The 15,631-nt window shown below is 32.3% G+C and carries 14 protein-coding genes; 7 read left to right on the top strand and 7 right to left on the bottom strand.

What is annotated here, in order from left to right:
- Positions 1-181, bottom strand: a 181-nt coding sequence (locus tag CLOBL_RS24290; RefSeq protein ID WP_143323942.1) for an SDR family NAD(P)-dependent oxidoreductase, incomplete at its 3' end; no start/stop codon positions are given.
- A gap of 221 nt (positions 182-402) precedes the next feature.
- On the opposite strand from CLOBL_RS24290, the gene CLOBL_RS24285 reads away from it, so the two are divergent.
- Complete coding sequence (locus CLOBL_RS24285; protein WP_077861374.1) at positions 403-825, top strand: MerR family transcriptional regulator; 423 nt, start codon at positions 403-405, stop codon at positions 823-825.
- Between the two features lie 201 nt (positions 826-1,026).
- Here the strand turns inward: CLOBL_RS24285 and CLOBL_RS24280 are convergent, their stop codons facing one another.
- The 6 genes from CLOBL_RS24280 to CLOBL_RS24255 form a co-directional block, all read right to left on the bottom strand.
- A complete protein-coding gene (locus CLOBL_RS24280) occupies positions 1,027-2,409 on the bottom strand; it encodes an MFS transporter (RefSeq protein WP_077861373.1) in 1,383 nt (460 codons plus the stop codon).
- 45 nt (positions 2,410-2,454) lie between these two features.
- Positions 2,455-4,110 (bottom strand): glycoside hydrolase family 43 protein, encoded by a 1,656-nt coding sequence (locus CLOBL_RS24275; RefSeq protein WP_077861372.1) that lies wholly within the window; start codon positions 4,108-4,110, stop codon positions 2,455-2,457.
- A gap of 94 nt (positions 4,111-4,204) precedes the next feature.
- Positions 4,205-5,941: a dihydroxy-acid dehydratase gene (ilvD, locus tag CLOBL_RS24270; RefSeq protein WP_077861371.1), complete on the bottom strand. Its 1,737-nt coding sequence runs from the start codon at positions 5,939-5,941 to the stop codon at positions 4,205-4,207.
- Between the two features lie 76 nt (positions 5,942-6,017).
- The gene (locus CLOBL_RS24265; protein ID WP_077861370.1) at positions 6,018-6,902 is read right to left on the bottom strand and encodes a dihydrodipicolinate synthase family protein; all 885 of its coding nucleotides are present in this window, start codon (positions 6,900-6,902) and stop codon (positions 6,018-6,020) included.
- 89 nt (positions 6,903-6,991) lie between these two features.
- A complete protein-coding gene (locus tag CLOBL_RS24260) occupies positions 6,992-7,759 on the bottom strand; it encodes an IclR family transcriptional regulator (protein WP_077861368.1) in 768 nt (255 codons plus the stop codon).
- Positions 7,760-7,915: 156 nt separating this feature from the next.
- Positions 7,916-8,269: a helix-turn-helix domain-containing protein gene (locus CLOBL_RS24255; protein WP_077861367.1), complete on the bottom strand. Its 354-nt coding sequence runs from the start codon at positions 8,267-8,269 to the stop codon at positions 7,916-7,918.
- A gap of 133 nt (positions 8,270-8,402) precedes the next feature.
- On the opposite strand from CLOBL_RS24255, the gene CLOBL_RS24250 reads away from it, so the two are divergent.
- The 6 genes from CLOBL_RS24250 (at position 8,403) to CLOBL_RS24220 (ending at position 14,970) form a co-directional block, all read left to right on the top strand.
- Positions 8,403-9,182, top strand: coding sequence for an EFR1 family ferrodoxin (locus CLOBL_RS24250; protein WP_077861366.1), 780 nt, complete (start codon positions 8,403-8,405; stop codon positions 9,180-9,182).
- Positions 9,183-9,427: 245 nt separating this feature from the next.
- The gene (locus CLOBL_RS24245; protein ID WP_077861365.1) at positions 9,428-10,384 is read left to right on the top strand and encodes an AraC family transcriptional regulator; all 957 of its coding nucleotides are present in this window, start codon (positions 9,428-9,430) and stop codon (positions 10,382-10,384) included.
- Between the two features lie 345 nt (positions 10,385-10,729).
- Positions 10,730-11,290: an NAD(P)H-dependent oxidoreductase gene (locus tag CLOBL_RS24240; RefSeq protein WP_077861364.1), complete on the top strand. Its 561-nt coding sequence runs from the start codon at positions 10,730-10,732 to the stop codon at positions 11,288-11,290.
- A gap of 229 nt (positions 11,291-11,519) precedes the next feature.
- Entirely contained in the window at positions 11,520-12,515 is a 996-nt protein-coding gene (locus CLOBL_RS24235) for an amidohydrolase family protein (RefSeq protein ID WP_077861363.1), read from the top strand.
- A gap of 557 nt (positions 12,516-13,072) precedes the next feature.
- Positions 13,073-13,600: a PadR family transcriptional regulator gene (locus CLOBL_RS24225; RefSeq protein ID WP_077861361.1), complete on the top strand. Its 528-nt coding sequence runs from the start codon at positions 13,073-13,075 to the stop codon at positions 13,598-13,600.
- A 5-nt stretch (positions 13,601-13,605) separates the two neighbouring features.
- Positions 13,606-14,970 carry an MFS transporter gene (locus tag CLOBL_RS24220; protein ID WP_077861360.1) on the top strand — a complete coding sequence of 455 codons (1,365 nt, stop codon included), beginning with the start codon at positions 13,606-13,608 and terminating at the stop codon, positions 14,968-14,970.
- The last annotated feature ends 661 nt before the right edge of the window (positions 14,971-15,631 follow it).

Genomic DNA, 15,631 nt, shown 5'->3' with positions numbered 1-15,631 from the left:
GAATAGCAGCAGCTTTACCACCATTTGCTTCAATTTCTTTTACAACTTCATCTGCCTTTTCCTTTTGATTATTGTAAGTTATAATTACATCTATTCCCTTTTTAGATAATGATATTGCAGAATTTCTACCAATTCCACGACTTCCACCTGTAACTAACGCAATTTTACTGTTTTTGCTCATAAAAAACTCTCCTTTAAATATTTACTAATCATTTAGAAATTATGTTCATATAGCTTTAGGTATACTTTAAAACAAAAATGGTTATTTTATTCGTGAATTTTAATTTTACTAAGCATTTATAATTCTTGAAAATTAATTTCTTATGATTTATACTCATGTTAATCCCTAGAGTTATGTCTAGGGCAAGCTTTTTTTTAATAAATTTTAAAGGGGATTTTAAAATGACTTACACTATAAAAGATGTATCAGAAATATTAGGGCTTTCCATATATACAATTCGTTTTTATGATAAGCAAGGGCTTTTACCATTTGTAGCAAGAAATAAATTAGGAAATAGAGAATTTACTGAATCAGACTTAGGCCTATTCATGGTAATTTGTTGTCTGAAAAACTCAGGAATGCAGATTAAAGATATTAAAGAATATATTGATTTATGTATGGAAGGTGCTGAAACTATAGATTCTCGAAGAGACTTGCTTGTTGAGCATCGAAAAGAAATTGTTAAACAAATAGATAATCTAAAAGAAAAGCTAGAATTGGTTGATTTTAAAATTAAAAGGTATGAAGCTCCTAATGCTGTCGAACTTATCAATGAAGAAAGAAAAAAGGCTTATGAGGAAAAACGTGAAAACAACCTGCTATAAACCATACGATTTTATATAAAACAGCAGATTAATTTAATGAACATTGAAGTATTTCTACTTATTTATAAAATAATCTAGTTCAAATATAATAAATGACTATGTTTACATATAAGAGAAAGGCTGAACATTAAGATTTACCCTTAAAATGCTTAGCCTTTTATATTGCTTATCAAGCAATATGGTCTTATTGATTAAATAAAATTATATTCTTGCATTTAATTCATTAAGTACTCTCTTATGTTCTTTTTCGTCCAAGTTGTAGAAGAATATTGCACCAAGCTCAATGACTACAAATATTGCCGGAATTAATGTCAATGTCATCAAAATACCATGTAATGCTGTTGCAGTTTGAACCTGATTAGCAACGTAACCATATTTAGATAAAATTAAACCTGGGACAATTCCTCCGATTGCCATACCAAACTTGAAAAAGAATCCAACTAATGCATAGATGATACCACTTGTACGTTTACCTGTTTTATATTCACCATAATCGATGGTTTCAGGAATTAGTGCCCATACGAAACCGCCTGCAGTGATGGTACCTAGTGCCGCAATTAATCGTGCTGTAAATATAAGAGGAACCATTGATGAAGGAATTAAAAATAAAGCTATTAATCCAATTGCCTTCATAGATAAGGCAGTAAATAGTAATTTTTTCTTGCCCATCAGTTTATTCATTAGTGGCATTAAAGGCATAAGTACTAATGCAGGTAGAGTTCCCATTAAACCATACCATTTTACCAAGTCTGGTCTTGCAACATTATAAGTGATATAATAAATTCCAACAGAATTAACGATTGAGTTAACACCAAAATTAAGAATAAAGAAAAGGCATATAATAACTAGTGGACGATTTGTTTTTAATTGAAGAAAAATATCTTTAAAATTAATTTTTGCTTCTTTGGAATGATTAACTTGAACACGCTCTTTTGTATTTAAGAAACAGAATATTAATATAATAGCTCCTAAAATCCCCATAGTTGACATGGTAATTTGCCATCCGCTACTTGTTTTTCCAGTCATATGTGTAAAGATTCCTGCTAAAAGCGGTACACCAAAAGAAACAATTATTCCCCCAGCATTTGAGAATAGCATTCTCACTGAGGTTAAGCTTACAATTTCCTTATTATCTTGGGTAATTGCTGAAGTAAGAGCTGCATAAGGAATGTTAACCACTGAATATGTTACTGATAACAAAATATAAGTAATATACGCATACACTAGCTTCATAGGATCAGAAAACCCAGGAGTTGTAAAGCAAAGAATAGCTACCACTGCAAATGGAATTGCACCATATAAAATGTACGGGCGAAATCTTCCATATTTTGTATTCGTCTTATCAATTACCGTTCCAATAAATGGGTCCATTACAGCATCAAACATTCTCACAATTAGAAACATGAATCCAGCTGCTGCAGCTGTAATTCCAAAAACATCTGTGTAAAAGAATAGTAGATAGCTGCTTACTGTCTGATAAATAAAGTTACAAGCTAAATCACCTGAAGCATACCCAAGTTTTTCTTTCAAACTGATTTTTTCAAACACATTAGATGTCAATTGATTAGTTTTAGTAATATCCATTTAAAGCTCTCCTTTATTTTAATTTATAAGATTACCGCATTTATTTTACAGCTCTTTATACATAAAGTAATCAAAATCAGCTGGTTTATTAGTTCCACCATTATCCTGACAGTGTATTCCCACAAATGCCCCCGTGAAGGCCGATCCTATTATATAATCATCCGATAACTTTTTAACTTCAAAGTTTACAGGTATTTCATTCCACTTTAATCCATCAAAAGAATAATGGAATTTATAAACATCAGTCTTAACTTCTACTTTTAGATGAACATATTCAACCTCAGCTGGAACAGGAATCATAGAATCATATATTGGCTGGGAAAATTCAGAGTTATCACAGGAAATAATATCAATTACTCTTCCTTTTTCTTCATTCCAAGTTACATCAACTGTGGTCCAATTTTCTGTATTGTAATAGCATACAAGGCCAGCTGACTGCTGATAAGTATCCGCATCAAATGAGACACTTGTTGCGGCAACAAAATTAAAAGACTGCCATCGTCTTGCTACGAACGCTTGCGTAAATTTAGAATTCAAAGATTCCTTACCATATAATCTTAAGTTTCCTGGCTTTTCAGTTAGTGACATTATATTATCTGTTAATGGAATACGTAATGATTGAAAATTAATGTTTAATTTACAATCATCAAAGTCATCTCTTTCTGGATAGTCCTTTTCCCATTTTACTTCTTTAATATTATAAGGAGCATCAACTAACATGGCCCCTTCTTTTCCACCTACTACATATGGCCATCTATCACGCCATTCAAGTTTTTGAATAGCTGTTTCTCTTCCAAGTGGACAATAGCCTCTAGGAGCTACATGTGTAAGTTGTTTTCCTGTCACGCTGTCATAACCTCTCTGTTCTTTACCATAAGCCCTATCGATTAGAAGAGATCTTCCTGTTAAATGAACAAGATACCATTCATCTGTATGTGTATGAACGAGAGATGCATGTCCACATTTTTGTAATTCATTTTCAGGTCTATGCCATGCAGTAAGTATAGGATTGTCAGGATGTACCTCATATGGTCCTTCTATATTCTTAGAACGTGCTATTGTTGCAGCATGTTCATACTTTGTACCACCTTCAGCGGTTAAAAGATAATAATAGCCATCAATTTGATACAAATGAGGTCCTTCTGTTAATCCAAGCTCTGTACCTCTAAAAATTATTTGAGGCTTCCCAATTAATTTTTGTTTTTCTGGAGAATACTCTTGCATTACAATACCTCCAAATCTATTATGATTTACTCTGTGGTCTAACAGCATGTTTACTAAATACTTTTTACCACTTTTATCATGAAATAAGGAAGGATCAAAGCCTGAACTATTTAATTTAATTGGTTCACTCCAAATCCCATCAATAGTTTCACAGGTAACTAAGTAATTATGACACACTTTCCAAGCTCCGTACGGAGCCTTTACATCTGTATATATTAGCCAAAATTTGTTGTCGCTATAACTTAAACAAGGAGCCCAAATACCACCTGAATCTGGATTGCCTTTCATATCCAATTGTGAAATTCTATTTAGAGGGCGAGCGACTAACTTCCAATTAATTAAATCTTTCGAATGATAAATTTGCACTCCCGGAAACCATTCAAAAGTGGATACTGCAATATAATAGTCCTCGCCTACCCTGCAAATACTTGGATCTGGATTAAATCCTCTTAGTATTGGATTTTTAATTTTCATCATAAACTTCTCTCCTTTGATTAATTAAATATTTATTTATAAAGTTTAGATATTTTACATTAAATAATCGTTTACAAAGCACTTATTATTGTATAAATCACTCTAAATAAGCGCCTTTCATTGCTGATACAGCTCCCCTTGTATAACGTCCAAATATTCCTTTTCTTGTTTCTATTTTAGGAATACTCCACTCTGCCTTCCGTTCTTCTAATATTTTTTCTACTTCTTCTGGATTACGTAGCTCTCCTTTGATTCCAACAATATTTATCTTACGCCCATTTATATCAAGTTCAATCAAATCTCCATCTTCTACAAATGCTATAGGCCCGCCTGTTGCTGCTTCAGGTGATATATGTCCAACACATGGTCCTCTTGTAGCGCCTGAAAAGCGCCCATCAGTTAACAAAACTGTTGAACCATTTAATCTTCTGTCACATACTATAGCCTCTGTTGTCATAAGCATCTCTGGCATTCCAGATCCCCTTGGCCCCTCATAACGTATAATTAAGACTTCTCCTGGATTAATTTTGTCTTCAATTACAGAATTATGGCAATCTTCCTCACAATTAAATACTCTTGCTGCTCCCACATGATACATCATATTTTCTGATACTGCTGCATATTTGATAACAGCACCTTCTGGAGCTAAGTTCCCTTTCAGAACTGCAATAGAACCCATTTCCTTTGTTGTTTCAACTGGTTTTATTAGCTGTTCGCGCTTCAATCCATAATTGTGAAGATATCCTTCTATTCTGTCAAAGAACCCATCATTTTTTATATCTTCAAGATTTTCTTTTAGAGTCTTACCTGTTACTGTTAATACATTTAAATTTAAATGATCCTTTAATAACCATTGCACCATAGGAATACCCCCAGCAAACCAAAAAGCTTCAGTTGGATATTCGCCACTAGGATATATGTTTCCTATATGTGGAATCTTATGATTGATTTCATCGAATAGTTCTGGCTTTAGTTCTATGCCAAGTTCATAAGCTATAGCGGGAAGATGCAGCATTGCATTTGTTGACCCACCTATAGCTGCATGTACAACAATTGCATTATAAAATGCCTCCGGAGTAAGTATATCCTTTGTCTTAATATTAGCTTTAACTAAATTCATGATTTGCTTTCCGGCCTTTCTAGCCATAGCTGTTATATCTCGCATTGTTGCAGGAACAAGTGCACTTCCTGGTAAAGCTAAACCCAATGCTTCAGCCATACACTGCATAGTGCTGGCGGTACCAAGAAATTGGCAAGCCCCTACAGACGGACAGCCTGTCAACTTAAAATCACGGACTTCTTGAGAAGTTATCGCATCTTTTTTCTTTTCTCTTAATGAAATGTCTCCAGCCTTTATGGATGTTGACATATCTGGTGCTGGTCTCATACTTCCACCTGGAACAAATATGGCTGGCATATCCATACGTGCTGCTGCTCTGAGGTGCGCTGGAATAGATTTATCGCATGAAGAAATTAAGACCATTCCATCCCATGAAACAAATGATCCATGTATTTCTACCATATCTGCAATAACTTCTCTTGACGCTAATACAAAATTCATTCCATCGTGTCCTTGAGCACATCCATCACAAATATCTGTAACATGAAATTGTCCTGGACGTCCTCCTTTTTCATACACACCAATACTTACTTGATGCGTTAATCCCATAAGATGAGAACTTCCCGGATGGCTGTCACCAAATACATCATCAATAAGTATTTGAGGTTTTTTTATGTCTTCTTCATCCCAATCCATTCCCATTTGAAGAGAATCAATTTGTGACCATAATTTACGTTCTGAAGTACTTTTAGGCGTCATAAAATTATCTAGCATTATAAAACTCCTTTCAAATATTTACCATTTTAAATATTTACCATTTTAAATATTAAATCTAATCATCATTATCTATTTAGCCTTGCACAAGTTTTTTTATTTTTTCTTTAGTATCGTCATTAACTTTAATATCATAATTTCTAAAAGATGTATTTATATCTAATTTTAAAGATATCTGAACAGCTTCCTTAAGTCCTACTATAAATGGATTAGTTAAGTCATATAATTCAGTCAATTTATTTATTTTATCTTGGAGAACCAATAATTTCTCAAAATTTTTATCTTGAAAAGCTTTATATGTATCTATAAATAATTTTGCATCTATATTAGTTAAACCTCCTATAATACCATCGCCACCTGATAGTAAGTTAGGTACTAAGTATTCATCGAATCCAGAAATTACACAAAAATCTTTGTGAACCTTCTTTATTTTTTGAACAAATTTTCTCACATTACTCATAGAATCTGTTGTATCTTTTATTCCAACAATATTTTTAAATTCACTGGCTAATCTAAATACTAATTCATACGATACGTTTACAGATGTTCTAGCAGGAAAATTATAAATCATAATAGGTAATTCTGTGTTTTTAGCTATTGTTGAATAATATTCATATATATAATTTTCATCCAGACCAAAGAAATATGGAGTTATAATCAAAACACCATCAGCATTGACTTCCTTAGAATATTCATTTAATGCTATAACTTCTTCTATATTATTGCTTCCTGTACCAATTATTAACTTTGTTCTTCCATTCATAACTTCAGAAACAAATTTGATATAATCTTTCTTTTCTTCAAAAGAAAGATTAAAGAACTCTCCAACAGATCCGAGCACAACAATTCCATCGACTCCATCATTAATTAATTTTTCAATTAAAATTTTAGAATTTTCTTCATCAATACCTCCTTTTTCATCAAAAATGGTAATTAATGGTGTGCAAATCCCTTTAAACATAAAACTCCTCCTTTTGTTCGTTTCATATTTGAAACGTCATTCTATATTCAAATTATTTTTTAAGATGATTTATAAAATCATCTTAAAATTTAAAATAAACTTTCTTTTATGTAGCCTAATTTTTTAGAAATATCCAAAGCAGCCTCAGTTATATATTTCTCATATATATTAATTTTCTCATCATTGATCTTTATCTTTAACGTTGAAATAGATACTGCTGCTATTGCTTGTCCTATTCTGTTATATATAGGTACAGCTATACAAAATAATCCTTCTTCATTTTCTTCATTAGAAATAGAATATCCTCTTTCTCTAATCAAATTTAAATTTTCTATCAAACATTCTTTATCTATTATTGTATTTTGAGTTTTAGGAACAAATGTAACTTGCTCAAAATATTTATTTAACTGCACATTATTATAAGTTGCCAAAATAGCCTTGCCTAAGCTCGTTGAATACATCGATGTCCTAGATCCTAAATTGCCTGTTGTTCTTAAAGTTCCTTTTGATTCTCGTTTATCTAAATATACAAGTTCATTATCATTTACTACTGCTAGAAACACTGTTTCTCCAACTTTATCAGATAATTGTTCTAAGGTAGTACTAGCTATCTTAGTTAATTCCATTTTATTTAAATATAAACTTCCAAGTTCAAAAACGCCTACTCCTAATTCATAATTCTTTAATTTCATATTACTTATTGACAAAAACTTTTCACTTACTAATGCATTAACTATATTAAATACGCTAGTTTTAGGTATATCAAGATATTTGCTTATTTCAGCTATTGTTACAGGTTCTTCACTTTCTCCAACAAACTTTAAAATTTCTATTCCTCTTAAAATTGCTGTATTCAAGCAATCCCCTCCTCACCATTCCATATATGGAATATTGTTTCAATATTTGCATTTATTATATATCCATCTTTTTCTTTTGTCAATTATATAACTTGGATAAATATTTAAGTTTTGAATAAATATTTAAGTCTATAATTCACAAACCTATATATACGCTTACTGATGCTTATTATTCCATTGCATCATTTCAACAAAAATAGGATATAAATCTTTACCTGCCTGAGATAGTGAGTACTCAACATGTGGCGGAATTTCGTTAAATTGCCTTCTATCAACCAAGCCCTTGTTTTCTAGATCTCGAAGTGTAGAAGTGAGCATTGTATTAGTTATTTCTCCTATTTGTTTTTTTAAATCACCAAAACGAATAGAATCACATTTTATTAACTCAAAGAGTACTCGAATGTTCCATTTTCCCTGAAAGATCTCTAATGTTTTATACGTCCCACAACTTTTGTCAATTTTTACATCTTTTATTTGTTCTTGATACTCCTTAAATGTTATATCTACCATTTATTTCATTCTCCTTCGATTGTAAAAGTCAGTACGCTTAAATATACTTAGTTCATATATTCTGCGTACTTGTGCTATATATATGTTCTAAGTATAATAAACATACTAAAGAAAATCAAGGAGTGATATTAATATGAGTACAACAATTTATTACTTTTCCGCTACAGGAAATAGTTTAAAAGTAACAAAGGATTTAAGTGAGCAATTAACTGATACTAAGATAGTACAAATCTCTAATGAAAGCATTCCAGCATCAAAAGACACTCAATCAGATAAAATAGGTTTTGTATTTCCCGTATATAATTTTGGAATGCCTTTAATTGTAAAAAATTTCATAGAAACCTTGCCGATTGATAAACACACTTATGTTTTTGCTATAGCAACTTGTGGAGGAATGGTAGGTGCTACTCTTAATCAAATAAAAAAAATACTAAACAAAAAAGACATTAATTTAGCTGCATCTTTTTGTGTATTTATGCCTGGCAGTGATCAGCTGATGTTTCCTACCGTTTCTGAAGAAGAACAAAATAAACTTTTCAAAGATGAAGAAAAACAGATAAGTACAATAGCTCTTGCTATAAAAAGTGGACAACATGTTAAATATAAGACTAATGCTATTATGAGTTCTGTTTATAACTTACTATACACTGCTACCTTTAGGCCAAAAGGTATGGGGAAGAATTTCTGGACTGATGAAAAATGTATAGGATGCGGTTTATGTTCTAAGGTTTGCCCTGCAAATAATATAGTTATGCACGATGGAAAACCAAAATGGGAGCATCAATGTGAATCATGTCTTGCTTGTATGCAATGGTGCCCGCAAAAATCTATACAATATAAAAAAGCTACCGTTAAAAGAGGTCGCTATCACAATCCAGAAATAGAAGTAAGCGAACTCATTCCCCAGCGTTAAATTAAACACAAATCAATATTTTACTAAATGTAAACTGAAAGCATACGTTTTAGCTGACACGTATGCCTTCAGTATAAATGAATACGACTGATTCATTCGATACTTTTCATTTCGAAGATATCTCAAACATTCTATATAAATTTCAATGATAAACTGCTATTATATCTACATAGACAACTTAAAGCTTATAATCTAAACTAGCAATATGATAATAAAATTTATATAATAAGGAGCGTTTTCAAATCATGAATATATATAGTGAGTATTCCATTCCAGAATCGGATAACACTCAAAGATTGCTCCAAGCGAAAATGACTCGATTAGCACATCTGCTATATACCTATGCTCCACAGGATGGTGTTTTAAATCTGCCAATCTCTGGTCTATCTATCATCCGTTATTCAGGAACAGAAATGAATTGTCCAAAGACTTTCTATTTACCTTCTTTAAGTATTATTGCCCAAGGAGCAAGGTCTATCACAATAGGTCACGAGACGTACCAGCTTGATAAATCACAAATGATAATGAATCCAATCACCTTGCCAATTTCCATACAAACTATGAAGGTAACCAAATCTCAGCCTCTCCTCATTATCAGGTTGGATCTTAATCCTGAACGGATTTCGGAGATTGTTCCGAAAATATATCCTAATGGTCTGCCTCAAATGAAACCATGGCACGCTGGACATGTGATGAATACAGATATAAGCATTATTGACGCAATGATAAGACTTTTGGAGTGCTTGCAGAAACCCGGAGATGTAGAATTTATTGTCCCACTGATTATGGATGAAATTCTAATTCGCCTACTTCGTAGTTCCGTTGGAGTTCATGTTGCCGCCATGGGATTTACAGACTCAGGAGTACATCAGGTAGCAGAAGCAATAGCTTGGCTGCGTAACAATTTTTCTCAGTCAGTTAAAGTTTCATACCTAGCAAAGCTGACACATATGAGTGTATCATCTTTCTATAATCATTTTAAAGCGGTCACTTCGATGTCCCCTACGCAATATCAAAAAGCTCTGCGTCTACATGAAGCGAGGCATCTAATGCTATCCAAGCACATGGATGCGACCACTGCCTCTAGAATGACAGGGTATGTTAGTAATTCTCAATTTAGCCGAGATTACAGCAGTTTTTATGGAGCTCCCCCTAGAAAATATATAGACAGATTGCATCAACACCCCCAAGAAGCATACTAACCAAAAATATAACTTTAAATTTATAGTAGTTAATATGATTTTTGATCTACCAAAAAAGAATCTAATCACCACCTTATCATGCTCTCTGCCTATAAGCTTGAGGGCTTTCCTTATATTAAGCAAGAATATTCAGCTTATTTAACACCTTCATTTTTCTGATGTGGCTAGAAAAGAAATAACGATCTAGAGAATAATGCAAAAAGACAATTGAAAAAGGCAAACATTCTTGCTATGTAACATTTATAATTAATTTAGTCTTTGAATCTGTATTAGGCTATCCTCTTGTAATACCATGCTGATTCGAATACTATTTTAATTTTATAATTGATATTAGGAGGTAAAAAAATGAAAGTTATATCTTTTGTAGGCAGTGCAAGAAAGGACGGAAATACTTCAAAAATAGTTGATGCCATCTGTGCCGGTATTAAGAAAAATGGACATGAGGTTGAAACTTATAATTTATCAGAACTTGATAATAAGGGATGCAGGGCTTGTGGTTTATGTCAAGCAAATAAGGTGGAATATTGTTCTATTCACGACAAGATGACTGAACTTTTACCTAAGATAGCAGATGCCGATTGCATTCTAATTGGAACTCCAATATATATGCTGCAAGTGAGCGGTTATACAAAGAATTTCCTCGATAGACTATTTACGTTTTTTGTAGAATCTAATAATACCACAAGATTTTTACCAGGTAAAAAATATATAACTGTTACATGCAGCGGTGCACCTGCTGAAGCCTTTAAAAATGTTACAGAATATCTTAATCAAATTTTTGGCGGCTATAGTCAAATGGTGAATGCAGGTAATATCATCGCAGGAAATTTGGACAGTAAGGATGGTATCCTTAGTCAACAAGAAATTTTAAAGCAAGCTGAGGAGATAGGTCAAAAACTAAACTAACTGATTTTTGTAGAGCAGAAGAAAATCACCATGCTAGACACGGCAAAACTTCTAGCCACGCTGTAAGCAGCCCAACACCTTATTCTTGTAGAAAATGTTTGTTTCTCCCAAAGCATCACGGAGAAGCAGACAACTTTCTCACCAATAGTTTTTAAAAATTCAACTAAATCCTATAATCACTCATTAAATCTTTTATATATAAAAATGCATGTGATGAGAGGAGCTTTATATGAAAAAAATTGATTTGGAACAACATTTTTATGATACTTGTATTCTTGACGTTTTGGAAAAAAGGAAAGTTCCACCTTGCTATGATACCAAAACTCAAGTCTTTGAATTTACACAATTTGATAAAATTTCGGCTGCAGCTGTGATGCCATTGCTTCTAGACATAGCAGAATCACGTCTTAAGCAAATGGATCAACTTGGCATTGATATTGCTGTTCTCAGTTGTTCGCCAGGACCTGAACAGTTTGATATCCAAGAAAGCATAGATGCATGCTCTAAAGTTAATGATGCTCTTGGAGCAATAATCAAAAAATATCCTGGACGATTCTTTGGAAGTGCAACTCTTCCAGTAAAAGACCCAGAAGCAGCCTGCAAAGAACTTGAACGTTGCGTAAAACAATACGGATTCGTTTCATGGCATACGCATTCTAATTATCTAGATTCTTTTCCCGATGATTCTACGTATCGCCCAATCTTTAAAAAAGCTTCTGACTTGGGAGTTTATGTGTATTTACATCCTACATATCCAAATACCTCACGCCTTGCTGGTTTTGGTCCAACTTTCTCAGGTGCTGGTCTTGGCTATACCATAGATACTATGATTACATTATGCAGGCTTATAGTTTCAGGGATATTTGATGAAATGCCCAATCTTAAAATCTGCACTGGACATTTAGGTGAAGCTTTACCTTTTTTGTTGGAGCGAATCGATAACCGATTGAAGTTTGTAATAACTCCGTTGATAGTTATGAAAAAAAGTATGAGATACTACTTTAAGAATAATGTTTTTATCACTACTAGCGGTAATATGTCAAAAGAAGCCTTCCAATGTGCAAAAAATGTTCTTGGTATTGACAATATCATGTATGGCAGTGATTATCCTTATGAACCCTTTAATGATATGATAGAATTTTTAGCATCTATTCCCATGACAGAAGAAGAAAGAGAAAAGCTATATTATAAAAATGCAATAAATAAATTAGGAATTACATTTTAACAGTTCCTTATAGCACTTACCTTTAATACACGCTGTGGAATGCACAATAAGGCTAGACATTTCTAATTCACTTAAAATGTCTAACCTTATATGCTTTATTATTCTGTTTTTTAATTTTGATTCAACTTTTTTTAAAAAGTTGAATCTTTTTTTAAAAGCCACAGCTATTATAAAATTTACTTTTGCATGTAAACGGAACTTTTCTACTCTCTCAGCATGTCTCACACTTATATTCTACAAATCCATACTTAATATCGCTACACTTTAAAGCCTTACTTACTGCTTCATCAATATGCTTTCTCATATTCTTCGGTACCTTATTACAATATTTATTTTTTTAAATCATTATAATTATTATTTAATATAATTTTTACTGTTATTTTCTCTTTCATCATAATATATATTTTTTTATTAGTTATTCGCAGATTGTCCAATAATATAACTTCCTAAAGAATAAAAATTTTTATAAAAACAACTTGCTTTTTATATCTAAAAGATATATATTTAATATATCTTTTGGATACATCTTTTAGATATATAGGAGTGAATAAAAAATTATGAATGAACTTTTTATTTTAGGCGAGTTAATGGAAGAACCTCAAAGTGGTTATGACCTCCGTAATGCATTGCAAGTCTCTTTAGGACGTCACCGCAAAGTCAGCTATGGAGTTATTTATCCCTTACTTGAAAAATTAGAAAAGGATGGTTTTGTAGAAATAACCACTGTAGGCTCAGATGGAAAAAATAAAAAAATTACTACTATTACGGAAAAAGGAAAGAAGCGCTTTTTTGAACTAATGAAAATGCCTGTTCCAAATGGTGCTCACAATGCTGATATTTATTCAATAAAGCTTGATGTTATGCAACACCTTACCCTCGATGAACAAATGGAACTATTAAATCAATTCTATCAGGAACAAAAAGATATCATAGAAGATGCGCAAGATAAACTTCAAAAATTAGCCAAAAAAAATTCAAAAGATCATTGGTATGCAAGTAAAAAAATTGAGTTAAGGCTACAACAAGCTAATGTCGCAATAGAATGGATCAAAAAATTCAAACATGAGATTAAGAAAGAATGGTGAACTGAATGACAAAGGAAATAAAAATAGCCTTATTAATGGCTGCTAGTCTCTTTATGGAGATTTTGGACGGAACAATTGTAACCACGGCACTACCTAAAATGGCTCAATACTTTCATACAGGCTCGGCAACAATTGCTTTACTCGTCAGTGTATATTTAATTACAGTTGCCGTTTTCATCCCTTTAAGTGGATGGATGGCTAATCGATTTGGGAAAAAGAAAATTTGGATTATTGCTGTCATAATCTTTGCCCTTAGCTCATTAAGCAGTGCAGTAGCCCCTAACTTCTCGTTTCTTTTAATAATGAGAATTATACAAGGAATTTCTGGTGCTTTGATGACACCTACAGCAAGATTGATTGTATTAGAAAAGACACCAGCTTCACAGCTATTAAAAATGTTTAGCTATCTCATCTGGCCCGCACTCATAGCACCAGCAATAGCACCGGTGGTTGGCGGATTTCTTGTTACTTACTGGAACTGGCAATGGATTTTCTTAATTAATGTACCAATTGGTTTAATTATAGTATTAATAGGACTAAGACTAATAGATACTGATAAAGAGAAGAAGACAGCTACATTTGATCTTTTAGGCTTTATAGAAATTTCATTTTCATCCGGAATAATTTTAGTTGGAGCAGAATTAGCTACTCATGGAAAAAATTATTGGACTAGTGCATTTGGATTATTTGTTTTAGGAATAATATTGAGCTTTATAGTTTTCCAACACTTGAAGAAAGCAGACAATCCATTATTTTCACTTGATTCATTAAAAATAGCTTCTTTTAGAATTTGTCAAACAAGTGGCTCTATTTTGTGGCTATGTGTTGGAGCATTACCGTACATCTTAACGATCTTTTTGCAAACAGTCTTTCATTGGTCTGCAGTGAAAGCTGGTAGTTATGTGCTATTTATTTTTCTCGGGAATATTGGAATAAAACCATTTACTAATCCAATTATTCGTAAATTAGGCTATCGCGGTGCATTATTATCATCATTTGGAATGGTATTTGTCACATCAATCGCCTTAGCATTTATTCAAATTAATACTTTACCTATTTGGATAATGTTTCTTGCACTAATTTCAGGTGTGGGGCGTTCATTAGCCTTAACTGCTTATAGTGGCTTGAGTTTTTCTGAAATATCTCCTCAAGATCGAAATAGTGCAAATACTTTAAATGCTGTTGTTTCAACATTGGCTCAAGGTATGGGTATATCACTTATTACAGTTGTTGTTAATTTACTACAAATTTTCTTTTCAACTACTACTGCATATGAATTAGGTTTTATATTTCTTGGTCTATTGATGATATTTCCAGCAATTGAAGTACTATTTTTACCTAAAAACATTGGGCATGCAACAATTAGCTAATTTTACTCGCTGCATATTTAATACACTAAATAAGTTGTTACGAGCTATTGGCATTTCTAAAAAACAAATTTACAGAGGCAATATTATAGTGGGAGATCTAAAGAAAAGACATGATATTAGTCAGCAGGCAAATGTTTTAGTCGAAGCCAAAGAACTAGGTAGAAAATTAGTTTAAGTTGAGACTATGAAAAAAAGTCTGTAAATTAATAGAAGTAATAGCTTTCTATAATAAAATTAAAATATCATAGGAGGCTATTTTGATGTCAAGGAAAAAGAGAAGCAATGAGTTAAGGAAAAAAGAAATGCTCAAAACGGTAGGAAAAGATAATAGCTTATTCTGCCTTCATGTTTTATTTCTCTTATTCTACTTAATCTACCTAAAGAATGTAGATCCCGAATCTTAATCCATACCTTATATTTATCTCCTTTCCCTGTGCCTATCTATCTTTAATCATTTTAGTTACATCTAAATTTCATTTTCTTTTTGCCATTCACTTCATCCCCATTAATAAAGTTCAATCAAATATTGTCTCGTGAATGATATAAGAAAATTAATACAATAATGACTTGACAAAAGTGTATAGCAACCATATACTATTGACATGGATAAATTTATAAATAACAAACATCAAATTGCATATAATTCTCTGGATTTAGCGTT

It is taken from the genome of Clostridium sp. BL-8, assembly GCF_002006495.1.
GTDB lineage: Bacteria > Bacillota > Clostridia > Clostridiales > Clostridiaceae > Clostridium.
This window is presented reverse-complemented; position numbering and strand designations above follow the sequence as displayed.

Excerpts from the sequence above, each read along its gene's own strand:
- CLOBL_RS24285 (WP_077861374.1), top strand. The coding sequence starts at position 403 with ATGACTTACACTATAAAAGATGTATCAGAAATATTAGGGCTTTCCATA.
- CLOBL_RS24280 (WP_077861373.1), bottom strand. The coding sequence starts at position 2,409 with ATGGATATTACTAAAACTAATCAATTGACATCTAATGTGTTTGAAAAA.
- CLOBL_RS24275 (WP_077861372.1), bottom strand. The coding sequence starts at position 4,110 with ATGATGAAAATTAAAAATCCAATACTAAGAGGATTTAATCCAGATCCA.
- ilvD (WP_077861371.1), bottom strand. The coding sequence starts at position 5,941 with ATGCTAGATAATTTTATGACGCCTAAAAGTACTTCAGAACGTAAATTA.
- CLOBL_RS24265 (WP_077861370.1), bottom strand. The coding sequence starts at position 6,902 with ATGTTTAAAGGGATTTGCACACCATTAATTACCATTTTTGATGAAAAA.
- CLOBL_RS24255 (WP_077861367.1), bottom strand. The coding sequence starts at position 8,269 with ATGGTAGATATAACATTTAAGGAGTATCAAGAACAAATAAAAGATGTA.
- CLOBL_RS24250 (WP_077861366.1), top strand. The coding sequence starts at position 8,403 with ATGAGTACAACAATTTATTACTTTTCCGCTACAGGAAATAGTTTAAAA.
- CLOBL_RS24245 (WP_077861365.1), top strand. The coding sequence starts at position 9,428 with ATGAATATATATAGTGAGTATTCCATTCCAGAATCGGATAACACTCAA.
- CLOBL_RS24240 (WP_077861364.1), top strand. The coding sequence starts at position 10,730 with ATGAAAGTTATATCTTTTGTAGGCAGTGCAAGAAAGGACGGAAATACT.
- CLOBL_RS24235 (WP_077861363.1), top strand. The coding sequence starts at position 11,520 with ATGAAAAAAATTGATTTGGAACAACATTTTTATGATACTTGTATTCTT.
- CLOBL_RS24225 (WP_077861361.1), top strand. The coding sequence starts at position 13,073 with ATGAATGAACTTTTTATTTTAGGCGAGTTAATGGAAGAACCTCAAAGT.
- CLOBL_RS24220 (WP_077861360.1), top strand. The coding sequence starts at position 13,606 with ATGACAAAGGAAATAAAAATAGCCTTATTAATGGCTGCTAGTCTCTTT.